This is a genomic window from Herpetosiphon sp. NSE202, from assembly GCF_042688385.1.
In the GTDB taxonomy this organism is placed as follows: domain Bacteria; phylum Chloroflexota; class Chloroflexia; order Chloroflexales; family Herpetosiphonaceae; genus Herpetosiphon.
The window spans coordinates 558,786-582,745 of record NZ_JBHUPY010000001.1 but is presented as its reverse complement, the minus strand read 5'-3'; the positions used below and the strand labels follow the sequence as shown (position 1 = coordinate 582,745).

26 protein-coding genes are annotated in these 23,960 nt (G+C 49.5%); 7 read left to right on the top strand and 19 right to left on the bottom strand.

Annotation, left to right across the window (positions count from 1 at the left end):
* Positions 1-59: 59 nt before the first annotated feature.
* The 9 genes from ACFMKP_RS02480 to ACFMKP_RS02440 form a co-directional block, all read right to left on the bottom strand.
* Positions 60-365: a hypothetical protein gene (locus ACFMKP_RS02480; RefSeq protein WP_382288754.1), complete on the bottom strand. Its 306-nt coding sequence runs from the start codon at positions 363-365 to the stop codon at positions 60-62.
* Positions 366-553: 188 nt separating this feature from the next.
* Entirely contained in the window at positions 554-880 is a 327-nt protein-coding gene (locus ACFMKP_RS02475; RefSeq protein WP_382288752.1) for a hypothetical protein, read from the bottom strand.
* 70 nt (positions 881-950) lie between these two features.
* Positions 951-1,430, bottom strand: coding sequence for a hypothetical protein (locus ACFMKP_RS02470; protein ID WP_382288750.1), 480 nt, complete (start codon positions 1,428-1,430; stop codon positions 951-953).
* Complete coding sequence (locus ACFMKP_RS02465; RefSeq protein ID WP_382288748.1) at positions 1,430-2,695, bottom strand: WXG100 family type VII secretion target; 1,266 nt, start codon at positions 2,693-2,695, stop codon at positions 1,430-1,432. The genes ACFMKP_RS02470 and ACFMKP_RS02465 overlap by 1 nt, the downstream gene beginning before the upstream one ends.
* A gap of 312 nt (positions 2,696-3,007) precedes the next feature.
* Complete coding sequence (locus ACFMKP_RS02460; protein WP_382288746.1) at positions 3,008-4,105, bottom strand: WD40 repeat domain-containing protein; 1,098 nt, start codon at positions 4,103-4,105, stop codon at positions 3,008-3,010.
* A gap of 4 nt (positions 4,106-4,109) precedes the next feature.
* The gene (locus ACFMKP_RS02455) at positions 4,110-4,622 is read right to left on the bottom strand and encodes a DUF4919 domain-containing protein (protein ID WP_382288744.1); all 513 of its coding nucleotides are present in this window, start codon (positions 4,620-4,622) and stop codon (positions 4,110-4,112) included.
* Between the two features lie 23 nt (positions 4,623-4,645).
* Positions 4,646-5,683 (bottom strand): WXG100 family type VII secretion target, encoded by a 1,038-nt coding sequence (locus ACFMKP_RS02450; protein WP_382288742.1) that lies wholly within the window; start codon positions 5,681-5,683, stop codon positions 4,646-4,648.
* A 356-nt stretch (positions 5,684-6,039) separates the two neighbouring features.
* Positions 6,040-6,531, bottom strand: a complete 492-nt coding sequence (locus ACFMKP_RS02445; RefSeq protein ID WP_382288740.1) for a hypothetical protein — start codon at positions 6,529-6,531, stop codon at positions 6,040-6,042.
* Positions 6,532-6,568: 37 nt separating this feature from the next.
* Entirely contained in the window at positions 6,569-7,069 is a 501-nt protein-coding gene (locus ACFMKP_RS02440) for a hypothetical protein (RefSeq protein ID WP_382288738.1), read from the bottom strand.
* Positions 7,070-7,430: 361 nt separating this feature from the next.
* On the opposite strand from ACFMKP_RS02440, the gene ACFMKP_RS02435 reads away from it, so the two are divergent.
* Positions 7,431-7,643 carry a hypothetical protein gene (locus ACFMKP_RS02435; protein ID WP_054535187.1) on the top strand — a complete coding sequence of 71 codons (213 nt, stop codon included), beginning with the start codon at positions 7,431-7,433 and terminating at the stop codon, positions 7,641-7,643.
* Positions 7,644-7,703: 60 nt separating this feature from the next.
* On the opposite strand, the gene ACFMKP_RS02430 is transcribed toward ACFMKP_RS02435, so the two are convergent.
* Both ACFMKP_RS02430 and ACFMKP_RS02425 read right to left on the bottom strand, forming a co-directional pair.
* Positions 7,704-8,489, bottom strand: a complete 786-nt coding sequence (locus ACFMKP_RS02430; RefSeq protein ID WP_110515963.1) for an enoyl-ACP reductase — start codon at positions 8,487-8,489, stop codon at positions 7,704-7,706.
* A gap of 102 nt (positions 8,490-8,591) precedes the next feature.
* Positions 8,592-9,350: an alpha/beta hydrolase gene (locus ACFMKP_RS02425; protein WP_382288735.1), complete on the bottom strand. Its 759-nt coding sequence runs from the start codon at positions 9,348-9,350 to the stop codon at positions 8,592-8,594.
* A gap of 117 nt (positions 9,351-9,467) precedes the next feature.
* Here ACFMKP_RS02425 and ACFMKP_RS02420 point away from each other — a divergent pair, with 117 nt between their 5' ends.
* Together ACFMKP_RS02420 and cobT are read left to right on the top strand one after the other, a co-directional pair.
* A complete protein-coding gene (locus ACFMKP_RS02420; RefSeq protein ID WP_204755510.1) occupies positions 9,468-10,160 on the top strand; it encodes a PRC-barrel domain-containing protein in 693 nt (230 codons plus the stop codon).
* Positions 10,150-11,202: a nicotinate-nucleotide--dimethylbenzimidazole phosphoribosyltransferase gene (cobT, locus tag ACFMKP_RS02415; RefSeq protein ID WP_382288733.1), complete on the top strand. Its 1,053-nt coding sequence runs from the start codon at positions 10,150-10,152 to the stop codon at positions 11,200-11,202. Before ACFMKP_RS02420 ends, cobT begins: the two co-directional genes overlap by 11 nt.
* A 54-nt stretch (positions 11,203-11,256) precedes the next feature.
* Here cobT and ACFMKP_RS02410 read toward each other — a convergent pair whose 3' ends face one another.
* The 5 genes from ACFMKP_RS02410 to ACFMKP_RS02390 form a co-directional block, all read right to left on the bottom strand.
* Positions 11,257-11,556, bottom strand: a complete 300-nt coding sequence (locus ACFMKP_RS02410) for a hypothetical protein (RefSeq protein WP_382288731.1) — start codon at positions 11,554-11,556, stop codon at positions 11,257-11,259.
* A gap of 147 nt (positions 11,557-11,703) precedes the next feature.
* On the bottom strand, positions 11,704-13,440 hold the full coding sequence (locus ACFMKP_RS02405; RefSeq protein WP_382288729.1) for a S8 family serine peptidase: 1,737 nt from the start codon (positions 13,438-13,440) through the stop codon (positions 11,704-11,706).
* A 1,148-nt stretch (positions 13,441-14,588) separates the two neighbouring features.
* Positions 14,589-15,434 carry an ABC transporter permease gene (locus ACFMKP_RS02400; RefSeq protein WP_382288727.1) on the bottom strand — a complete coding sequence of 282 codons (846 nt, stop codon included), beginning with the start codon at positions 15,432-15,434 and terminating at the stop codon, positions 14,589-14,591.
* A 512-nt stretch (positions 15,435-15,946) separates the two neighbouring features.
* Positions 15,947-17,359 (bottom strand): FAD-dependent oxidoreductase, encoded by a 1,413-nt coding sequence (locus ACFMKP_RS02395; RefSeq protein ID WP_382288725.1) that lies wholly within the window; start codon positions 17,357-17,359, stop codon positions 15,947-15,949.
* Between the two features lie 20 nt (positions 17,360-17,379).
* Positions 17,380-17,808, bottom strand: a complete 429-nt coding sequence (locus ACFMKP_RS02390) for a CBS domain-containing protein (protein ID WP_204755516.1) — start codon at positions 17,806-17,808, stop codon at positions 17,380-17,382.
* Between the two features lie 166 nt (positions 17,809-17,974).
* On the opposite strand from ACFMKP_RS02390, the gene ACFMKP_RS02385 reads away from it, so the two are divergent.
* Positions 17,975-18,505, top strand: a complete 531-nt coding sequence (locus ACFMKP_RS02385) for a GNAT family N-acetyltransferase (RefSeq protein WP_382288723.1) — start codon at positions 17,975-17,977, stop codon at positions 18,503-18,505.
* Positions 18,506-18,567: 62 nt separating this feature from the next.
* Here ACFMKP_RS02385 and ACFMKP_RS02380 read toward each other — a convergent pair whose 3' ends face one another.
* Both ACFMKP_RS02380 and deoC read right to left on the bottom strand, forming a co-directional pair.
* Positions 18,568-18,933: a DoxX family protein gene (locus ACFMKP_RS02380; RefSeq protein WP_204755518.1), complete on the bottom strand. Its 366-nt coding sequence runs from the start codon at positions 18,931-18,933 to the stop codon at positions 18,568-18,570.
* A 4-nt stretch (positions 18,934-18,937) separates the two neighbouring features.
* Positions 18,938-19,924 (bottom strand): deoxyribose-phosphate aldolase, encoded by a 987-nt coding sequence (gene deoC / locus ACFMKP_RS02375; protein ID WP_382288721.1) that lies wholly within the window; start codon positions 19,922-19,924, stop codon positions 18,938-18,940.
* Positions 19,925-20,058: 134 nt separating this feature from the next.
* On the opposite strand from deoC, the gene ACFMKP_RS02370 reads away from it, so the two are divergent.
* Positions 20,059-20,772, top strand: a complete 714-nt coding sequence (locus tag ACFMKP_RS02370) for a hypothetical protein (RefSeq protein ID WP_382288719.1) — start codon at positions 20,059-20,061, stop codon at positions 20,770-20,772.
* A 31-nt stretch (positions 20,773-20,803) separates the two neighbouring features.
* On the opposite strand, the gene ACFMKP_RS02365 is transcribed toward ACFMKP_RS02370, so the two are convergent.
* Positions 20,804-22,585 (bottom strand): ELWxxDGT repeat protein, encoded by a 1,782-nt coding sequence (locus ACFMKP_RS02365; RefSeq protein ID WP_382288717.1) that lies wholly within the window; start codon positions 22,583-22,585, stop codon positions 20,804-20,806.
* A 361-nt stretch (positions 22,586-22,946) separates the two neighbouring features.
* Between ACFMKP_RS02365 and rpsL the strand changes: the two genes are divergently transcribed.
* Together rpsL and rpsG are read left to right on the top strand one after the other, a co-directional pair.
* A complete protein-coding gene (gene rpsL, locus ACFMKP_RS02360; protein WP_054535174.1) occupies positions 22,947-23,387 on the top strand; it encodes a 30S ribosomal protein S12 in 441 nt (146 codons plus the stop codon).
* Between the two features lie 15 nt (positions 23,388-23,402).
* The gene (rpsG, locus tag ACFMKP_RS02355) at positions 23,403-23,876 is read left to right on the top strand and encodes a 30S ribosomal protein S7 (protein WP_382288716.1); all 474 of its coding nucleotides are present in this window, start codon (positions 23,403-23,405) and stop codon (positions 23,874-23,876) included.
* Positions 23,877-23,960: the final 84 nt, after the last annotated feature.

Below are 23,960 nucleotides of genomic sequence, written 5' to 3'. Positions count from 1 at the left end.
TAAGGGCTTTATGGAATGAGTACTGAGTAAAACTAAGCCTACCAGCAACCAACAAGCAGCTATTGCTGAATAATCGTCACAACTGCTTCATCGTTGATGAGGCTAATATCAAATTGATAGTTGCCTGGCGGCAAATCATCTTGTCCAAACATCGGCTTTGGATCAGCAATGCCAAGATAGCGTGCACCATCTTCCATAACGATTTGAAGTTGGCGATAATTGGGCAAAGCTGCTTCAAAGCCAATGTACGCACTCGTTGCACCAGCAGCCAGATTGCGGGCTGGCTCGGAATCGGTATAACCACTTGCGCCAAGCCACACCTCGCGGATGCCGCGATCGGTCGCATTATGCACCCGAATTTGCACCGGTTTGGTGCTCCTGTTTCCTGAACCACATGCCATCAGCAACATTACTCCGAGCAACAAGCTGAAACTTCGTAACGTTACACTCAAGAATTTAGGCTTCATAGACAACGTTAATCTCCCCTAATTTTGCCATCGCTTGATCAAGTAAATGGACAAAATTAGACTCACTAAATGATGCCATATTAAATTTAACGCAAGGTTTCAGGAAATGGGTGTTGATAGGCATTCAATGCAAGCCAACGCCAAATCAATACTACCAAACTAGCCAGCAGCACGCCAGATTCAAGCCAACCAAAGCGTTGCTGGCGTTGCCGAATTGACCAAACTAGTAACAGGCCAACTGGAATGAGCAAGCCCGCAGCTAGCCACTGTATTACTAGCACCGTATCGGGATCATAGACCGCAATACCTTGGGCTGAACGATATTCACTGCTGGGCAAAAGATAACAAAAGCCAATTAATACGCTCAACACGCTATAGCCAATCAGCTTTAACCCGCGTTTGAGTTGCTTCATTTCGCCTCGCTACATACCAAAAAAAGCTCAGACCACGATTAATGGTCTGAGCCTCGATCGAGCATAACGCTTATTCTTCGCCAGCAAACAGTGTCGCCAGCTTGGCAACCTGATGTTTGGCGCGAATCGGATCGCCAGTTGAGCCATCGTTTGGCGCATAGGCAACAAACAAGATTGGCCCATTGCTGCCAAAACTGCTATACACTCCTTGGCTTGGTAGCTGCTGCTTCAGGCTTTGCTGCGCGGCCTGATGCTGATTTTGGTTTTCAAAGGCATACAATGCCACATGAATTTGCCAAGTTTCGTTATAAAAACCAAGCGCCTCTTGTGCTCCAAGCGTTTGGGCTGGCACGAAGGCTGATTCTTGGGTTAAGCTGAGGTCGCTGGTCACGAGTACCCGCGCTGATCGTTCCAAATGGGGATTGGTAATTTGGGTCATGAGCGTATCCTTATCGCTAATTGGGCTTTGGGTCATGCTGCGTAAATTTGGCTGAGCACTGCTGCAGCTTCCCAAGAGATACAAACAGCTAAGCCAGATCAACCAACGCATTAAGGTGTTCCTGGAGCAGGAATCGGCGCGGTCAATAGCTCCGCATCGGCCCATTCGTTATTTTGAGTATGCTCAATCAGCGTATCCCATTGCGCTTCGCTGTAGCCTGCATTCACATAGGCATCCTTCAAGCCATCCATATTGCCATTGAAATAGGCATCGGCAACCACATCTTCACCAACCAAACTCGATAACGAACTAACAAATTCGTAATTCCCTTGGTAGTTACCACGGCTGGGTAAGCCAAGATTATCGGTTGTACTGCGGGTAAAGTATTCAGTCACGCCTTCGTTTAGTGGTTGGCTTACCCCAATCATGGCTTCATCGGAATATTTATGCACGCCTTCGTGAATCATCGTGCCAGGGTTGCCTTTATCTTGATGAATCCAAACCCGACCGTCGCTATCGACAAAGCCATTGATTGCATCGCGTTTGCCCGATTCCCAAACATCTTTGCCATAATGATTGATTCCGGCAATATCCCAGTTGGTATCATCGACTACGCCAACGCGGCCTGTAATTTGGCGATTATCGGCAACTGCATCAGTAACATACGAGCCAAGATGATCACGAATCGCCGTGTCTGCATCGGGAGCGCCCGTATGGGCAACAGAGCCGCTATGGTTCATGCCAACGCTGACCACCAGATTAAGATAATTATCGGTGCCTAATTCTTTGTGCAATTCAGCCATCAAGCTCGAATCCGACCAAATTTCTTTGAGCTGCTCAGGCGTGGCATTGGCAATAATATCCTTGATTGCAGTAGCATCGTAGCCCATTCCGCCCATGGCATCACGCATTTGATCTTTAACATTGTCACTGCCACTGTTATTGGTGCCAAACGCTGCATCGAAGACATTTTGGACTTGGCCGAAAGCAGCTGCCATGCCACCGATTTCGGGGGTTGGATTCGCACCGCTGCCGCCACCAGCACCGCCAGCATTTTCCTCTTGCGTACCACCTTGATCAAAGCTTACGATCTTTGAGGCCTCTTCTTCTGCTTGGCGGAAGGTTTGCGAAATTTGGGTGGTGAGGGTACTGGCACTGGTCAAGGCCGTTTGCAAGCGCTTCAGGGTTGGAAAAATCGCATCATCCATTTCCGCAAAAAAGGCAACTGCCGCATCGCCCTGCCAGGTACTGCGTAATTGTTGGTAGGTTTGGCGGACCATGGCTTCCATTTGGGTCTGCTGATCGTGCAGTTTTTGAAACTGCGTCGCCACTTGGCCAAGTCGTTCGTAATCGCTTTGCACGACATCTGCTGCCATACTGGCTCCTTGTGCTGCTCATAGGAACACCATGAGCGTAAAATAGCGGGCTTACCAGCGTAATCAAACGGGCAAGCCAACCTACCCTTTGAATGCAGATTGGTATTAGCAAGCATGAAAAGCGATGGAAGCAAAATGACGGGCAATGATTATACTTGAATAGCTAAGTACTAATCAGCAACTAGGAGTAATGTCACATGCAGCATAGTCAATGATCTTATGTTTTGTCAAGGGCTAATTATTGGAGTTGCTGGGCTAAAACAGCAAGGCAACCGCAAGCAAGGCTCTTGGGTTGCCTGCGTCCTGATGTACTTATTGGACGGTGGTGGCTGGCAATAGCAAGCGTTGTTTTTCGCTTAGACTCGCAGTATCCCAGATAATCACCAACGGCTCTTTACCGCCAGAGGCCAGTTGGCTGCCGTCAGCGTTCCAAGCCAGCGTCGTTACGCGCTCGGCGTGGCCGTTGAGCGTGTTCGTCACTTGCTCGCTGGCAGGATCATACAATTCGATCAAGCCGCTGCTCGTGCCAATCGCCAAAGTATTGGCGCTCGGATGAAAGGCCAAGCCTACGAATTGGTGTTCGGCGCTGGTATGGGTCGCCACAATTGACCACGAATTGGTATCCCAAACCAGCACACTACCGCCGTTTTTATCGCCGCTACTAGCAGCTAACCATTTGCCATCGTGGCTCCACGCCAATTTGCCTGGCTGATATTTGAGGCTGGATTCTTTGAAGCGCTGCACTTGCTGGCCACTCGCAACCTCCCAAACCTGCACAACGCCGCTAAAATCGTTGCTTGCCAGCAATTGGCCATCGGGGCTGAGCGCAATTGCAACAATCGAGCCAGTATCGGCTGGCGCGCCAAAGGTCGTCGTAGCCTCGCCGGTTGCCAAATTCCAGGCTTGCAACATACTGCCTTTGTTGTAGGCAGCAATCAGGGTTTGCTGATCAGGCGTGATTGCGAGCGCGCTGACTTCAAAAACAGTTGTTTGCACATCCAAGTGGCGTGGTTTGGCATTCCATGTAGCCACTTGTTTACCTGTACTCGAATCCCACGTCGTAATCGTTTTGCGATCGGTTGTGGCGACGAGCGGTGCAGCGCTCGCAAGGCCAAAAAACAGTTGTTTGGGAGCGAAGGTTTGTTCAATCGCAGGCGTTGCCAGATTCCAGCGATATGCGCCATCATAGCCAACGCCGACCGACAGTTGCGCATTATCTTCAAACTGAAGGGCGACCACATCGCCGCGAAAGTTAACCCCTGGCGCGACATTAATTCCGATTGTTGGCACTGGATTGCCTCCCGATGAGCTACAAGCAGTTAAGAGTGCGCCAACGATAGTTACCAAGAGCAAAGAAATTTGCTTGCACACAACGCGCGAAATTGTCTGCAAGGGGTTAACGTAGCGCATGAACCTAGTTTCCTTCTAAGACAATCAGCGAACTGACTTCAAACCAAACCCAGCTCTCATCATCGCAGATGTGCAGATCGAGGTTTTGGTCTTGATCGTGAACAAGGGTTTGGCGTTGGCTGTTTTTGCCCAAATAGCCCAACACATCGTACTCATCTTGCACCGAAAGCACATAGTAGGGCTGTTCGCGGCTGCCATCGCCAGTCATTAAAATGCCATCCATCACGGTTTTGGCAAAATGGGCCTCGCGCAAGGTATTATCCTTGTCGCCAAGCTCGTTGTAGGCAACTGCCAAGAGATTATGCAAGCCTGGGCTTAGCAAGGCTCCGGGCAACAAACTCCGCAACTGCTTGATCACCGTTGGGTAATCGCCTTGGCTAAAAGCAGCATGCGCTACTTCGTTGGGCGAGATGTGCGGTGAATAATTAGCGCTGGCCATCACTGCCTCGCGCAACGCCATAAAGTGTTCGCGATTGGGCTGAGACCAATATTGATAGGCTGCATCGTTTAATGTCATAGACTATCCTTGTGATTAATCAGTTACTTCGTTTTACCAACCGGTGTTGGGGTTGGCGTTGCAGTTGGTGGGACTGGCGTTGGGCCAGGGGTTGGCACTGGAACAGGTTGCGGCGTTGGATTGGGAATATGGCTCTCGAACTCGGATAAGGTTAAATTATCGCGGTAGTTTTCGCCATATTTGCGCGCATCGCTCTCAACAGGCTGGCTTTCGTACTTGGCAAAATCGCTTTCTGGGCTAATGTAGTTGGCGAAGTTTTCGTGCCATTCGTTAGCCATAGCTTCAGTCACATCATTAACTGGCCATTTGGGGCTTTCTTGAATGCCCATCGAGCGCAAGAATTTATCGAAGCTGCTCGGGTTGGCCAAAATACCCATTTGGCGTTGCACTTCATGGCGTACTTCATGGGCCACAGTGTTCAATACGCGGTCGGCATCGCCCATGTTGTCAAGGTCGATAAATACCCCTTTATCGTTGCGATAGCCAAACAGATCCAAGCCTGGCGGATCGGCCAAATCGGAAACCGTGACTGGCACATGTTCAATGCCATATTCATCACAAATTTTGTTGGAGATGCTTTGCAAAACTGCTGCTTGTTGGTTGGGAGTAAGGGTTGCCCATTTGGCACTAACCGCCGGATCAAGCCCACCGCTGCCGCCACCTGCGGCAAATGCTGATCCTTCAGCAGAGTAGCTGGCTCCAGACCCAGCGCCGCCACCAGCAGCGGCTCCAGCGCCACCGCCAGCAGCCCCGCCGTTGCCATCGAATTTCATCAATTTTGAGGCTTCTTCTTCTGCTTGGCGGAAGGTTTGCGAAATTTGGCTGGTGAGGGTGCTAGCACTGGTCAAGGCCGTTTGCAAGCGCTTGAGGGTTGGAAAAATCGCATCATCCATTTCCGCAAAAAAGGCGACCGCCGCATCGCCCTGCCAGGTACTACGTAATTGTTGGTAGGTTTGACGCACCATGGCTTCCATTTGGGTTTGCTGATCGTGCAGTTTTTGAAACTGCGTTGCCACCTGTCCGAGCCGTTCGTAATCGCTTTGCACGAGATCTGCTGCCATTTTGGCTCCTTGTGGTCGCCATAGCATAACGCATGGCGTAAAATAGCGGGTTTGCACTGCAAACCAAAAAAAGAGGAACGAGCACTCCTCCTAAACCAATATTAGTTACCGGAATCAATACAATAGGAACGTGGCGGCATGAGGTTGGATAGCCCGCCGCCCAACAACAGAGGTACTAATAGCTGTTTAGGAGCGATGTCGTATGCAGCATAGCCAACCAGCATAGGTTTTGTCAAGAGGCTTGACGAGCTAATTGTGAGGGATTTTTAATTTATTGCCTATCCTAAACGCTACAACTATTCAATTATGTCAAATAAAATATCGTTAATTGGAGCCTCAGGCGGTTTAGGCAACCATTAATTGGTGCTGATTGAGAGAAACAGATCGCCAACAGGTGTAATAAAAAAGCTCCCCGGGCGGGTTGAGCCAAAGGCCGGAATTGCATCGTAGCTTGGTACTGTCAACTGAAACGCATCGCCATCGAACGCAAATGCAGCGCGAACAGATTGGGGATACCATGGTTTAAAGGTAGTTTCTTGCCATTGCACATTCCAACCTAAGGGCTGAGCTTGAGCGCGTAATTGTTCAAGATCGGTCGCAGCAAAGCTCAAAACGGCTTCAACTTGCATATCGGTAGGCCCTGGCACAGAACGATCAGTCTGAGGGTTGAGGGTTGTGGTCGTCCACTGCACGCTAGTTGGTTGAAATGGCAAACTAACAAACGCTGCCAAGCCGTCAATATCCGTCCGAACTTGGGCCGCAGCGATAGGTGTTGGTGGAGCAGTTTGGCTGGCACAGCCCCATACCATGCAGCCCAAGATCGCCACCAAATAATATAACCTATGCATGTTGACCCTCCTATAACTTAGAGTTTTGATTGACGTTCTATTGAGTATTTGCACAGGCCTCAGCAGTTTTTTGGGCAAGCAACCGCATTCCCCCCCGATCTAAATTAAGGCTCGGCATTGCAGGATCAGGGTTAGGAATAAAAATCTTACTACTTTGTTGATCGTGCATAATTTTATAATCGAAATAAGCTTGTGATTGATCATGGAGTGTCGCAATCAAGCGTGCTTGTTGATATTGTTCGGATGTTTTAATCGGATACATACCACCATCAGCAAGTTCATTCAATAATTGGCGAATTTCGTCTGGATTATCGAGTATCACACTTGGAAAGTTATCGATAGAATGAATAGTATCAAAGGCAATGGAACTATCAATACAAAAAATATTAAGCTGTTTGATGGTTTGCAGGTTAACTTCCCCACGCGCCAATTGTTCATTTAAGTTCTTCGCTGATTGAGGCTGAGAAGTAGATTCTAGAGAGCCGCATGCGTTTAAAAGCATCATGATTAAAACTCCTTGCAAAAAATACTTTATCATAGTCAATCCTTAAACTATTAACGACCAGCAGCTGGCTCTGATTGATTCGGTGCAGCCATGAATGTAAAATAGCGGCTTTGCAACGCAAATCAATAACATACCTTACTCGCGCATAGCAACTAATTTGAACCGTAGCGAAGCAAGCAGCAACTGGCAATGATGATCTCAAAATGTGGTTTAGCTTCTCTCATAGCTAGGTACTCATCAACTATTAGGAGTAATGGCCTATATAAGAGACTAAATCCGCTTATATGTTGTCAAGAGCCAATTTTACGTACCCTCTACAAACAAGCAGGCAAGAATTTAAATAAAGACAGATGTGCTAAAATAGCATTATTCTATCATTACAAGGAGTTTTCAGATGAGCGATACCGATCAAGAATGGGTTGAACGTTTAGAAGCAATCCAAGCACAGCTTGGTGATTTATATACGAATATCGAGGAATTACGCGGCATCGTGCGCGAAGCAGGCCGCAAAAACGATGCCCAAGCCTTCAACGAGCCGCTTGAGCGTTTAGCCCGCTATGGTCGTTTATTCAGCGATATTCATGTTAGCTGGACAGCCGCCGATTAAGCCACAACGCCCCACCGTTACGTTCAAAACGGGGGGCGTTATAATAAACCTGAAGCCGTGTTAGGCTTGAGATTCTTCGCTCATCCCGAGCACATTAAAGCCACCATCAACATAGACCACTTCGCCAGTTACGCCGCTGGCGAGATCTGAGCACAGCCACAAGGCTGTATTGCCCACATCTTCAATCGTAATTGCGCGGCGCATTGGGTTGGCATTGGTAAAAGCTTTGTGCAAACGGCGGAAGTTGCCAATGCCCGAAGCAGAAAGCGTGCGAATTGGGCCAGCGCTAATCGCATTCACCCGCAAGCCATCGGGGCCAAGGTCGGCGGCCAGATAGCGCACGCTTGCTTCAAGCGCAGCCTTGGCAACGCCCATCACGTTGTAGTTGGCCACCACCTTTTCGGCTCCGTAGTAGCTCAGGGTCAGAATGTTGGCGTTGGGATTGAGCAATGGCAAGGCAGCCTTGGTGAGCGCGACCAACGAAAAAGCGCTAATATCCATCGCCAAGCGCCAGCCATCGCGGCTACTATCAATAAAGCGCCCAGAAAGATCTTCGCGCTTGGCATAGGCCACGCTATGCACCAAAATATCAAACGAGCCAAACTCAGCGCCAAGCTTCTCAAACAGGGTCGCAATTTGGGCATCGTCGCTCACATCGCATTGCTGCACAAAACTTACGCCAAGTTGCTCGGCCAATGGGCGCACGCGGCGCTCCAAACTTTCGCCAGCATACGAGAAAGCCAATTCGGCCCCAGCTTGTTTGAGGGCTTGAGCAATGCCCCAGGCAATTGAATGATCGTTGGCAATCCCAACAATTAACGCTTTTTTCCCTTTGAGCAAATCCATTGTGTCTCCTGAACTAGCACATTGTTCAGCGGCACACCACCACTGGAACAAATCTCAACGGCAACAATCTGACAAAACGTGGCAATCGCCCATTTGGGCTGTTTATGGTTCGGAGCGAGTTGGCTGATTGAGTTGTTGGCAAACCCAATTAAGACTCGCGGCTAAATTTTCATCGCAATAGCGCCATGTATGGCCGCCAGGCCGTTCGCGATAAATATGCGGAATATGCTGTTGGCGGAGCGCATGATGAAACGAACGATTCTCCTCGACTAAAAAATCGTCAAGCCCACAATCAAAGTGCATTGCAGGAATTGGCGCAACCAACTGGTTAAGCATCCGGAAAAGGCTATATTGCTGGCGAATTGGGCTATCGACCGGCCCGAAAATCACCATATTCGAGGGATCGTCGATCCAGCGCGGCGCATCAACCGCGCCACTATGGCTAAACACGGTGCTCCAATGCTGCGAATAGCCCAAACCTAAGCGCAACGCACCATAGCCGCCCATCGAAACGCCACCGATTGCTCGCCCCTCACGTTGCTTGATTGTCGTATACTGAGCATCAATAAATTGAGGCAACTCGACAGCGAGAAATTCCTCAATCTGCTGGCCACCAAGGCCATTGGCATAAAACGAGCGTCCACAATGCGGCATTACCACAATTAAGCGCGTCGCAGCAATATATTGCCGGATATTCGTATAATCCAACCAGCACATATAACTATCTGACAACCCGTGGAGCAAAGTAACAACCGGACACGCTGGCCCGTTTGGCGAATGGTCGGGCGGCACAAGCACTGCGATCGGCACAACCAGATCGAGCATCGTACTGGTGCAAGCAATGACCTCTAATTGATGCATGGTGGCTGCTCGTCTCCATCCGAGATGCTGGAACTAAGCCAAGCATACCGCAGGCTTTAGCGGCTCGTCAACTGCGCAGCGCGTCATTAGCCGCGATTTAGTTATGGAGTTAAGTCAATGTATAAGGCAGGAGAATTGGTCAAAAAGTCGATTGTTCGGGTCGATACTGGCAATATTATTGGTTCAGTTGCCGATCTGTTGGTCGATCATGCTGCAGGCCGGATTGTTGGCTTGCTTACCAACACCGGCGGTTTGTTTCGCGAGGCCACAGTCGTCGAATGGGCGCAAGTGCTGGTTTGGGCTGGCGATGTGATTTTGGTTAAAGCTGGCTGCGAAGTGCTGCGCGCCAACGCTATTCCCCATTTTCACAGCATTTTGGAGAAAAAAATTCACCTGACTGGCACGGCAGCGATTGGGCGCTCTGGCAACAAATTGGGCACAATTGGCGAATTATTGCTCGACGAAACTGGTTTAATCGTTGGCTATGTGATTACCCGTGGAGTTTTGAAGGGCGAACGCCAATATGTGCTCAGCGCTGGCGTGGCGGGCATTGGCAGCGATGCAGTGGTGATTTACGACGAGGCCTTGCGCGATACGCTCGAAGGGCTTGAGCCAACGATTCCCGACCCAAAATTAACCATGGTTATGCCGTTGACTGGCACGCGCGTGAGTGTTGAAGTCCCTGCCAGCACTCCAGCCCCCAGCGAACCCAAGCCTAGTCCAGCTGATGTTCAACGGTTGTCCTCGGATGAGATTGATGCTATTCTGCGCGGCGATCAACCTATTCCTGGAGCAAGTAGTGAACATTAAAGATTCGTGGGCTATCATCGAGCCGCTTGATCAGGCGGCAATCGAGCAGGCGCAGCAACGCCAAAACCAATTGACCAAGCCCCAAGGAGCGCTTGGTCAGCTCGAAGCCTTGTCAATTCAATTGGCCGGAATTCGCCAGCAATGCCCGCCAACTATTCAAAAACCAATCATTATTGTGGCGGCAGCAGATCATGGGGTGGCGGAATATGGCGTGAGTGCCTATCCCGCAAGCGTTACCGCCCAAATGGTTGGCAATTTTTTGGCTGGTGGCGCGGCGGTCAGCGTGTTGGCGCGCCATGTCGGAGCCGAATTATTGATTGTTGATGCTGGAGTGCAAACCGCCATTAACAGCAATGCGCCCAATTTCCGCAGCGAATGGCTGGGGCCTGGCACAAAGAATTTGGCAATTGAACCAGCAATGAGCCACGAACAAGCCCAATCTGCCCTTGCACGGGGCATTGCCTTGGCCCATGAGCTTGCCGATGTAGGCCACGATTTAATTGCACTTGGCGAGATGGGCATTGGCAATACGACCGCCGCAGCATGTTTAACCGCAATCTATTGTCAGCAAGCAGCAGCAGCGGTGACTGGCCATGGCACTGGGGTGCAATCAGAACAATATCAGCATAAAATTGCGGTTGTTGCTCAAGCAGTAGCGCGGGTTGGAGAAAATATTGACGGCTTGGGGCCATTAATCGAGGTTGGCGGCTTTGAAATTGGCATCTTAGCCGGAATTATCGTGGGCGCTGCTCAACGCCGCGTGCCACTATTGCTTGATGGATTTATTACCACAGCCGCAGCCTTGGTGGCCCAAGCGATAATTCCGACGACCATTGAATATTGTATTGCCGCCCATTGTGGTGCTGAGCCAGGCCATCGCATTGCCCTGCAACAGCTTGGCTTGCGACCATTGCTCCAACTCGATTTACGGCTTGGCGAAGGCAGCGGCGCGGCCTTGGCAATTCCGTTAGTGCAAGCAGCCTGCAACATTCTTGGCGAAATGGCAACCTTCGCCAGCGCCCAAGTTGATACCGCCAGCTAAAAAAGCAACGGCCAGCAGGTAGACCCTACTGGCCGTGCTTCAACCCAATAGGTTCTACCACGAAACCCCATCTTTTTTGGCATCGAAGCTATCCAAATCAAGCTCCATTGGTGGGCGTACCGCAAAATCGGTATATTCTTGTTGCTTGAGTGGAGCCAAAATCGAGGCAATAACCGTGATCACTAAGCCCAGCATAATTGCCAAAAATGCCAAAGCCCCTGCTGGCGAATCATCAGCAAACAACATCATTGGCACAACAATAAACGAGAGCACTGCTAAAACAATGACAAACAGCGTGCCAATAATTGAATAGGTACGCTTGTTGGTCAAATGGTTGTTTGACTCACTGGACATTGATCGCTCACTCCTTAACTGGTTGGTGGTTGCTAGGCTCTATTTTAGCGTAACGACGGGCGCTTGTAAAACGCCGCACCCGCCAACATTGCTGTTGACGGGTGCGACTGACGTTGTTCGATTGCAGACTAGGGAAGCACGCTTAGCTTATTGCAGGCTGACATCATCAACAAAGAATGATGTCGTCAATGAGCTATCTGTTGTGGTTTCAAAGCGGATGCGCACCGTTTGACCTGCGTAGGCTGCCAAGCTTAAGCTTTCAGCGACCCAAGCATTTTCGGTGTTGACGTTTGAGCGGGTTGCCAAGGTTCCCAACAGGGTTCCGCTGGTGTTGTAGACCCGCACGCGCAGGTAGTCGTAGGCGGTCGTTGTGCCTTCGTTGCTAGTTTGATACCAGTAGAAGTTCAAGGCTGAACCTGCTGGCACGGTTACCGTTTGATACAGTCCTTCGTTAGCATTGTTGTAGCCACCCATGTAAACGCTGTAGCTACCAGTGCGTGGGCGGGTGGTATCGATCAAGCTATAGCCACCGCTTGATGCTTGGGTCCAGCCAGTCGTGCCACTTTCGAAGCCACCATTGACAATGCTACCGCCGCCTGGAGGTGGGGTTGCGGTTGGTGGCACAACAGTTGGCGTGGTTGGATTTGGCGTTGGAGTTGGGGTGGTTCCGCCGTTGTTGACTGCGCGGTAGACGTTGATCCGACCACAGGTCCAGCTGCTGCCCGTGCCAGAAATGGCATCTGAGGTCGAGCAGATGCGGTCGCGAATTTGGCTATTGCTCAAGCCTTGTGAGGCCAACAAGCCAGCCAAACCAGCAACGTGTGGGGTTGCCATCGAAGTCCCGTTGATCGTATTGTAGCCACTGTTGATCCAAGTTGAGTAGATGCTCGAACCAGGAGCAGCAACCTCAACCCACGAACCGTAGTTCGAGAACGATGAGCGAGCATCGCTTGAGGTGGTTGAGGCAACCGCAAAACAGTTGGTGTAGGCTGCTGGGTACGAGTTGGTGACGCTTGAGGTGTTGCTATTACCAGCAGCACATGCCAAGAATACACCACGGCCCCAAGCGTAATCAACAGCATTTTGCAATGCGGTCGAACCGCCACCACCAAGGCTCAAGTTGATAACTTTGGCTCCGTTGTCGGCAGCGTAGGTGATGCCGTTGGCCACACCGGCCAAGGTTCCGCTACCGCTGTTGTTCAAAACGCGCACTGGCATCAACTTACAATTTGGACAAGTGCCAGCGCCACCAGTGCTGTTATTAGTTTCAGCGGCGCTTGTGCCTGCAACGTGCGTGCCGTGGCCATTGCCGTCGGCTGGGGTTGCATCGTTGTCGATATAGTCGTAGCCAGCCACCATCTTGGCATCAAGATCAGGGTGGTTGCTTTGAATCCCAGTATCAACAACTGCAATTACGACGCTGCTGCTACCTTGCGTAATATCCCAGCCGGTATATGCTTGAATGACACCCCATGCCCATTGTGAGCTTAGGCTTGGGTCATTGGGCGTAAAATTCATGGAATAAATAAAGTTTGGTTCGGCATATTCGACATTAGGATTTTGCTTCAAGCTGGCTAAGACAGCTTCGCGCCCAGCGCGGGTATCGTTGCTTTTGAGGGTTGCAACTTCAATAACTTCTGCATCAAGGGCTGCAATCCGATCAATTTGGACAGCCCCAATTGATTTAAGGGCTGCTGATCGGTTGGCTTTTTCGGTTGTGGCTTTGAATTTGACCACAAATTGGCCTGCTACTGCTGGCGCAGCAACATCGACTCGATCAACAGGTTTGCCAGGGTTGCGAGTTTGACCAAATGAAGGGTTGGGCGCACTGAAGATAATAACTAGGCTGCAGATCAACACAAATGAAACAAACAGACGCTTCAAGGGTGCCTCCTCAATATGTGGGTTGCAAATTTACCATGGGCAATCCCAATACCAAACACTGGCTGGATTACCACACGAACACAGCATTGTTGCGAAGGAATCGGTGAGGTCGTTGGAAGCTTCCGAAGTCGCATGCCCCTTTCTGTGGATGAAAGATAAGTGGCCAGTCGAACAACGTCGGGTACTCAGCTAGATGAGTATGCAGGATATATTAAATCATTTTAACGAAATTGTCAAAATTATTAATATTTATTTAGCATAAGTCTCAAAAGTAGGCAAAAAAACAGCCCATGATCTGAAGATCATGAGCTGTTTGGTAGTTGCTACGTACTGATTATTTTAGAAAATGATGATCATGGAAATCCTCCCCAGCTAGTGCATATGGCCTCAACACAACCAATATAGCTGTGAATTCACAATGCCTCGTCACTCCAGCGATGAATCGCAATCATCGGTAGTGTTCCACCCTGTTTTGGGCAGAGCAACAGTTGGACTCCGAGACCTGCACACCCTCAATCTTAGAAGATTATCACACTCATACACAAATCCTTCAAAGATGTCCCGTTGGAAAAGCTCGATTGATCTAGAAGATAATGATCATGGTAGCCTCCCTCGCAATCTACAGGAAGATGATCCCATACATTGGTCAGCTTCTATGGAGTGTCATGGTGTTAGGCAATACGCTAGCTGTAGAGTATCTGGATGGCTTGTAAACTTTTGCGCTTGATGCTGAGAACGCTCACAAGCAAACCATCAATAATGAATCAGACTGATTCCTAGGCCGAATAGCGATGATTCATCATAAAATGGCTTCTACAGGCTATCGTAGGTGGGTTGTTAGGCTTATTGTACGCCGAGATCGGTTTCTTGTCAAAATTTTTAATGGTTCTTTGGTACTAAAGGGGGATAGCTATCCCCCCCTCAAAGCAGCAAAAAGGTTTAACCACGGCATGTAAAGCATGAACTTAGTCCTACACCATGGGCTAGCATACAGGTTATTATAGTACTACAGTAGCAAAAATATATTCAGCAAATGCACCTTTAATCTATACCATTAATTTTTAGCGACACTAGCCAAATTGTTGACACTCTATAGTCAAAAGTTGCTTATTCCAAGCAAGCTGCTGTAAAAACCTGTCAACGCTATCCTAGCCGTTGCGTTTTAAGCGCCCAGTCCGTTTGGCATAGTTCTCACCACGCAAGAAGATCCATAAGCCCAAGGGTACGAGCAATAGCCCGCTACCAAGCAATGGCAACAAATAGTTCCCCCATAGCGCAATTGGCCCTGCATTATGTTGCAACGCGCGGCGCATGCCTTCCAACACATAGGTCGCTGGCGAAATCGAAGCCAGCGGTTGCATCCAAGTTGGCAGCACGCTAATTGGATAGTAAACGCCTGAAACCAACAAAATCGTAGCTTTCACAATGTTGGTCATCTGCGCCCCACGCTCGGGAAAAAGCAATGGCAACACCGCAGCCACAATTCCTAAGCCAATAAAGCTAATGCTGCCCGTCAGCAAAATCACCGTCGCCCCAAGGAAATTGGCATTATCAAGGCTAATTTGAAAGAATATCGCCACAAAGGCCAAGATAATTCCGGTGTGAAACAAGCCCCAAAAGATCGCAAAAATCGTCGTGCCTAGCATATGGGTTAGTCGTGAGATCGGTGCCATAAAGGTATATTCAATCGTGCCTTCCCAGCGCTCCCATTGCACCGATTCAGCAATACAATCGAATACTACCGCCAAATAGTGCCAAACCAAGGTGCCAACAATCAAATACAAAATCGTAGCATCAATCGTTGCTTGGTCGAATTCTTGGCCAGTAATCGCGCCAACTGCCTTGCCAATAAAGGTAATCGATAAAGCGTTGACAATTGAATAGATCAACCAAACAACTTCCCAGCCCCAATAGCGTTTAATCAAATTAATGTTGCGCTCAACGAATGCATACGACGCACGAGTTTCACGCCAGAATGAACGCCCAAATGCCATAACCAGCTCCTTTGTTGTGCGATAGTGAGTAGTGCAGCATGCATTGTAGCGCGTTCAAGCCCAAGCCAAATCCGTCAAAAGGCAGAAACATAAAATATGAAGGATGAGGGATGAGGGATGAAAAGCACAAGTCAGAAAGCAAATCAGAAGTCAAAAGTCAGAAGTCAAAATAAGAACAAAGAGCATAGAACATAGAACATAGAACATAAGACCTTAACCTTAGTGCTCTTCGCGTTCTTCGCGGTTTCTCAGCTTCGTGCGCTTCGTGGATCAATTTAACGCAGAGGCGCAGAGGGATTATGGCTATGAGCGAGCGGAGCGTTTGATGGTATGAACCAAGTTCCAAAAGCCAATAGCCTAGAGCCTATAGCCTATTTCCCTTCCTGGATCAAAACTTAACCTTCGCGCTCTTCGCGTTCTTCGCGGTTTCTCAGCTTCGCGCTCTTCGTGGATCAAAAAAGCCCACACCCAAGTTGCCTCAGATGTGGGCTACCTATTCGAAGCGAAAGCACTTAGGCAGTTACATTTTTGCCAATTGCCGCCAGCATATCTTCGATGCTGGTAAATTTGACTCGTGGCCGACCAGTAGCCACGCCATTGGCAACCTCAATCTCGTCGAGACGTTGCCAATCGGCAAAGGTCACATAGTTGGGCTGGCGTACTTGCACCAATTTTTCAATGCTCTCGCGATCGGCGTGGCTTGGGCTGAGCAATTGGCCAGCGGCTACATCTTCGAGCATACATTGCACGGTTTCAACCGCATCTGGTTTATTGGTGCCAATCACGCCGCTTGGCCCACGCTTGATCCAGCCAGCGGTATATTCGCCAGCTTTTGGCTGTTGGCTGGTTGGGTCGAGAATGCGGCCTTTTTGATTGAGGAAGGTTCCCCAGCGCTCGTTAAATGGCACATCGACCAACGGTGCGCCGCGATAGCCGACCGAACGAAACACCAAGCCGACTGGCAAATCTTCGCTTTCGCCAGTTGGGCGCGAAGCAATGCTGCCTGCATCGCTCGCGTAAAGCTCGTTTTTGGCCAAGCGCAAACCAGCCACCCGCCCATCGCTATCGCCCAGCACTTCGGTTGGGCTAACCAAGAAGCGGAAGATCAAGCGGCGTTTTTTGCCTTCTGGCTGGCGTTCGGCATAACCTTGCAGCAATTCAACTTTCTTTTGGGCTGCTTTATCGCCGCCAGCTTCCAAAGCGGCGCGGCTCACATCGTCGAGCGCAACTTCGCTGGGAATTGCCACGACATCGGCTTCTTCAAGCTCGCCCAATTCTTTAACTTCGGGCGTGGTAAAGGCTGCTTGGGCAGGGCCACGCCGGCCAAGCAAATAGACTTCTTTGATATTGCTTTTGCTCAACGCTTCGAGCGCGTGGTCGGCAATATCGGTACGGGCCAATTCTTCGTGCGAAAGACATAAAATCCGCGCTACATCAATTGCCACGTTGCCAACCCCAACCACTGCCACCCGCTCTTGCGAAAGATCGAATTGCAAATGGCGATAATCGGGATGGCCGTTATACCAGGCCACAAAGGCTGTCGCCGGAAAACTGTTGGTCAAATCTTCGCCAGGAATGCCCATATGGCGATCGCTTTGAGCGCCAGTAGCATATAAAATTTGATGATAATGCTCGACCAAATCGGCGTGGCTCAGATCCTTGCCATATTCAACATAGCCAAAAAAGCGGAAACGCGGATTTTTGGCCACGAGATTAAAGGCCTTGGTAACGGTTTTGATCTTTTGGTGATCGGGGGCAACCCCGCCGCGCACCAAGCCAAACGGCGTTGGCAAGCGATCAAACATATCAACTTCAATTACCAAATCGCTTTGTTTGAGCAAATGATCGGCTGCATAAAACGCCGATGGCCCAGAACCAATGATCGCAACCCGTAATGGCTGCGCTTCAGTTCCCACAGTTGTCATGATCACAATCCTTTGAGCGTCTAGCCCTCTTCGATAATTTGAGTTTCGAGGGTATCGAGCTTGCCTTCATATTCCCCAAGTTGGGCCTTGACAACATCGCCAATCGAAACAATGCCAAGCAAAATGTCGCCATCGAGAATTGGCAAATGGCGGAAACGGCGATTGGTCATGGTTTGGAGCACCGCTTTAAGATCATCACTGGGGCGACCGGTTACTACATTGGCCGTCATTACATGCTGCACTTGGCGCTCAACAATTGCTGGATCTTGCGCCACTGCCCGAATAATATCCCGCTCGGAGATAATTCCCGCAATCCGATCATCTTCAATCACCACCAACGCGCCAATGTTGTGTTCGGATAAGAGCGCAACTGCTTGGCTCAGCGGTGTATGGGGATTAATCGTATGAATGATTGGACTTTTGGTTGCGAGCACATGCTTGATCTTCATAGCGTACCTCCAATCTATCAGCGAATGGGGACGATGTAGGGCCACGATGCCATGCTGATAGTATCATACTTATGTCCCTTGCGATAGGCAAGATCAGTGCCTACCATGCTTAATTGATAATTAATTTTGGTCACAATCGCTGATTTGAAATTGCATATGAGGTTTTATGCTCGATCCCAAAGTTTTCTCGACGCAACGTTTGGTTGCCAGCACAATTAGCCTTGAACACATCGATTTAATCACCGCGATGCACCAGAATCCAACCATGATGGCAACCCTTGGTGGCTTGCAAGATCGCCAACGCACCCAGCAAGGCTTGGAAACCCAAATGCAAGATTGGCAGCAAGCAGGCTATGGCTTATGTGTGTTTCACGATCGGGCTAGCGGGGCGTTTGTGGGGCGTGGCGGTTTGCGCTTGGTGCAGCTCGATAATCAGCCAGAGACCGAAATTGCCTATGCCTTGCTGCCAGAATGGTGGGGCCAAGGCCTAGCAACCGAGATTGCGCGCCAAGCGCGGGCGGTGGCCTTTGAGCAATTGCAGCTTGATTCGCTGGTGTTGTTCACCATGACAACCAATTTTGCCTCGCAACGAGTAGCCGAAAAATTAGGTATGGTCTATGAACGTAATTTTGAGCGTGCCAACCTGCCGCATGTGCTGTTTCGCCAAACCAGGCAGGAATGGGCAACTCTCGGCTAAAAAGCATGAATCCCTGCACAGGCTTAGGGCAGGGATTCGTTTTTAAATCGTTGGCTCAGCAACTAGCTATCGTCGCGGGAAACCCACCATGCCAACCAAATCAGCAATGGTTGAAATGGCAAGCGCAGCCACAACAAGAATGGGCGTTGTTTGCCAAACAGCGGTGCGTTTTGCTTGAGCATCTGAATATTGGCAGGAAAAACCGCCAGATACAAGGCCATCAAGCCTAAGCCAGCTTTGCGGCGCACGCCGGGCAACAATAAGCCGAGGCCACCCAAAATCTCAAACAGACCGCTCAGATAGACCAAGCTCCGTGGTCGGGGCAACGAAGGTGGTACAATCTTGACGAATGGCTTGGGGTTGGTGAAGTGTAGCACTCCAACGCCCAGCATAAAACTTGCAAGCAACCCACGAACGAGACGTTTCATTGCACTACCCCATTGGATGGCGAATTGCTGACGAATATTGGCCAGTTACATAATGCTCTAATTGGCGTTCAATATCGCCCAGCAAGGCGCTCGCACCATAGCGAAACAGATGTGGATGCAGCCAAGCATCGCCAAGTTCTTCCTTGATCAAGGCCAGCCAATCCAATGATTGCTTAGCAGTTCGGATGCCACCAGCGGGCTTGAAGCCAACTTTATAACCAGTTTGCTCATAGTAATCGCGGATGGCGCGCACCATCACCAACGAAACGGGCAGAGTCGCATTAACTGGCTCTTTACCAGTCGAAGTTTTGATAAAATCAGCGCCAGCTAACATACAAACAAGGCTGGCTTGGGCAATATTGCGCAAGGTCCCTAGCTCGCCAGTTGCCAAAATTGTTTTCATATGAGCTTCGCCACAAGCTTCGCGAAAGAGCCGCACTTCATCGTATAAGGCTTCCCAATCGCCGTTGAGCACCAGATGGCGCGAAATTACAATATCGATTTCGCGTGCGCCAGCAGCTACCGAAGCTTCGATTTCGCGCAAGCGTAGCTCCAGCGGGGCCAAGCCAGCGGGAAAGGCGGTCGAAACCGCAGCAACCGGAATCGCCGTACCGTTAAGCGCTTGCACTGCGGTTTCAACAAAGGTATGGTAAACACAGACCGCGCCAACCGTCAGGTTAAGGCTGCGAATCCCAAGTGCATCGACCAAATCGCCACGAATTGGTTGGCGAGCTTTTAAACATAAACGCTGGACAGTGCCAACGGTATCATCACCAGAGAGGGTGGTTAAATCCATGCAGCTAATTGCTTTTAAGAGCCAAGCTGCCTGCCAATCCTTTTTAACCGTGCGCCGATTTGGCAAGCTGCTCACGCGGCGCTCGACTGCCGAGCGATTGACGCGCAGGCTATTTACCCAGCCAAGGTCGAGCGGGCTGATGGGGTTACGTTGTTCGTGCGTCATTGCCGTGACACGCTCCACTTCGGTTTGCATAGTTCATCCTTGGGGTCGAGCCACAACCGCCCAACCCATATTGGTAGTATCAGAATTCGGTATCCACAATGCGGATTGTTGCGCTGATAATACCACAAGCGCTTGTGCTTAGTGCAAGCAAGGAGTTCATTCAGATGACTACAATTCGCCATTCGGTCGAAGCCACAGTGAGCCGCATGGTGCTACGGACGCTACGCGAACGTGCCCAAATTGCTGGTTTGCCGCACGCACGCAGCGATGCACCTCGCGCCTTGGCGGCCTTGCTTGATCAATTAATCAGCGAAGAACTACCAGCAGATGAAATTCAACGCCAAGCCCAAGCAGCGATTGCTGCCGGAATTGGCTGCTTGGTTGTGCCGCTTGAGCAAGCAGAAGCTTGGGTTGATGCAACTGCTGGCAGTGGGCTGCGCATCGGCATTACAACAGCAAGCCGCGAACAAACCGAGCATGCCTTGCGACTTGGCGTTAGCGAAATTGAATTGCTTGTACCGCAAGCGATTATCAGCGAAGCTGAAGAATTTGAGGCTTGGCTAACGGCCAATATACCATCTTCCTATGATCCTAAGCCGTTGATCAAACTCAATTTAACGAGCTGCGATCAGGCCCAAATTGGGCTACGGGCCTGTGCCCAAGCAGCTAGCCATGACCTTGATCTAGTGACGGTTCCAGAAGCGCTGGTTGCCGATGTACGGCGCACAATCAACGCAGCGATGGGGATTAAAGTTAATGATGTTACTGAGCTTGGCCAAGCCCGCGAACTGTTGAGCGCTGGCTGCACCCGCTTGGAAACAGCAGTGGGCTGGGATTTGTTGGCACAGGCTCAGATAAACCAAAAAGAGTCGTCATAATGACGACCCTTTTGCCCAAAAACGCATTAACTTACTGAATTGCTGGTAAAAAGATGGGATGCCCAACAAAGATTTGACCATCTACTTGATTATCGCTCGCTGTATCAGTTGAGTCCATGCCGTTTATGCCAACCGTAAATGCCTTTTGATCGCCAATTGGAGTATTTGGTAAACCCACATACACGATAAAGGTTTGCTCACTACAGTTGGTCGGAATCTCGTTAAATTGCCAAGTCACGGTATTAGCTTGGATTGTTGGCGTAATGCCGCTGGTATCGCTGAGATACTCAATACCATTGGTCAAAGTAAGTGTCACATCAATATTTTGATGCATAATTGTGCCATCATTGCCAAGGGTCACGGGAATTGCTGCAACTTGATCGCTGGCCGTGGCAACAACCGGATTACTATGAACCCATGTATTACCACTTTCACGATATAATCTAGGTTCTATACCTACATCAGGGGTATAGGCAGCAAAGATTACACCGCGAGGATTTGCCAGATAGATATAAGGATGCACTAAAGTATTCCAATCAGGTGGTCCAATCAGACTAGCCTGAGTCCCTGTGCAATCAAGTTTCCAAGGATGCAATTGACGATCGCTACTTGTAGTATAAGGCGTATAAGCGGAGAAATAGAGACGTTCGCCCACTTTGGTTAGTTCTTGGGGGAAACTACTTTGTACACCAGGATTAATATCTTGGACTAAGGTAGTTCCAGCACTTGTGCCATCACTCCGCCAAAGCTCACTCCCATAACTACTATGATCAGCTATAAAATAAATATAATCATCAAGCGTATTCAAGATAACAGCCTGATCAGGGCCACTGGGATTAACATCAAGTGGATAGGTTCCTTCAAGTGTTCCATCAGTTCGCCATATACGATCACTGAATGCTATAAATCCTTGACCGTTAAGGCTCACAATCTGGGGTTTTACTCCACCACCCTCATTAGGATCGATTAAAGGTTGTAAACCATTTGGAGTACCATCGCTAACCAAAAGGCCATCAGGTGATGAAATTAACAGCAGTTTTCCATTAACTACAATTGGGCCTTTAATCTCGGAAAATCGACGGTTATCCATCACATTAACGAGGGAGGTTCCCATAGCAGTGCCATCAGTTTTCCATAAATCAATTTGATAGGTTATATTCGAATCATCAATTGAAGTAGCGACAAAATAGAGGCTCCCTTGAAAATCGACGAGTGGTTGAACTTGCACTTTAACGAGTGTTGATGGATAAATTTCCAAAGATGTGATCAGAATTGGCTGCAATGCTTGATCAAGTTTCCAAATTTCTAACTTACCTTCGTTAGAAAAAAAGAAATAAAGAGTGTTGTTAATAACTGGAAGCAAACTTATGTGTGAGGCTTTTTCAAGAATGCCTTGATTAAAGCTCACTACTTTTACCAGCGGATTAGCAGAACCATCGCTGCGCCAAATCGAAAACCCATGTTTAGGTGTTGAAGTGGCGAAATAAACATTATCTCCAAAAGCAACCATGCGAGTGGGTAAAAATGATTGTTGTCCATCAGTCGTTAATTTAAAAGTTCCTGCTTCAGTTCCATCACTGCGCCATAAACCGTCTTTAGGTCCTCCATCATTTGCAATAAAATAACTTATCCCATTGAGCATAGTATGTCGATTAGAACCTATTGTACTGATTATACTGACCGAACTATTACTACCTGGGGCAATATCTTTGAGGAGTTCAATCGAGGTTTCCGCCGAAACGCTTACGAGCCAATTGCTACCAACAAAGACGATAGCGCAAAGGGCCACAAATCTCATCCAACTACGACGCATAGCATTCCCCTCTCAATAAAACCGTATACCATAATCTTTCACAGTCTCAGTCTATAAGCATAGAGTTGAATCGAATAGCAGTACTTTGGTTGGATATTCGGCCACAGGTCAATAGCAGTTTGACATAGGCAAAGGCAGGTGCTATACTGGGCGGTCGATGCCCCGTGGTGGGCATGCTTTTTTTGCTGCAATTTTTCGCTGGTGTCAATCAACCAACTGGCTGATTGAACACCAATTGATTCTGACTGTTCGCGGCATTGGGGCGGCAATGCCATAGCTGGTTAGGCTAGAACACGCTCACGGTATAGTAGACGTGAGAACCGTCCGAACTCGGTATTTCCAAGATTTTTGGAGGAATTGAATGCCAACGATCAACCAGTTGATCCGCAAGCCCCGTAAACCTGTGGTCAAAAAGACCAAGGCACCTGCGCTGCGTTTCATCTACAACTCGCTGAAGGGCAAGCTTACCCGCGGCAGCGGTGCACCCCAAAAGCGTGGTGTTTGTACGCAAGTTAAGACCATGACCCCTAAGAAGCCAAACTCGGCGTTGCGCAAAGTGGCACGGGTTCGCTTGTCGAATCAAATGGAAGTGACCGCCTACATCCCAGGCGAAGGTCACAACTTGCAAGAACACTCAGTGGTCTTGATTCGCGGTGGTCGGGTAAAAGACTTGCCAGGCGTGCGCTACCACATTGTGCGCGGTACCTTGGACTCACAAGGTGTCAACAACCGTAAGCAAGGTCGCTCGAAGTACGGCACCAAGAAGAACGCCCAAGTTGCAACGGGCAAGAAGAAAAAATAAGGTAGGGTAAAATAAATGCCACGACGACGAAAAATTGCCAAGCGTATTGTGCCTGGTGATCCAATTCACAACAGCGTGCACGTGCAAATGTTGATCAACAAGGTCATGATGCACGGTAAAAAAAGTGTCGCTGAAAACATCGTGTATCGCGCCTTAGACGTTGCTTCACAGCGCTTGAACCGCGAAGCAGTTGAGTTGTTCGAACAAGTGTTGCGCAACTCAAGCCCTACCATCGAAGTTCGCCCAAAGCGCGTCGGCGGTTCAACCTATCAAGTGCCAGTCGAAGTTAAAAGCGACCGCCGGATTGCCTTGGCCATCCGTTGGTTGTTGACCGCAGCTCGCGGTCGCAGCGGCAAACCAATGCACGAACGCTTGGCGCTCGAATTGGTCGATGCCTTCAACAACACTGGTGCAACCGTCAAGCGTCGTGAAGAAGTTCACCGTATGGCTGAAGCCAACCGCGCCTTCTCACACTACGCTCGCTTCTAAAGTTTATGGCCACCCCTCACGACCAGCGTCGTGAACAATTGGGTCGGTGACCAGAGCGGCTAGACGCGAGTTTAGCCGCTTTTT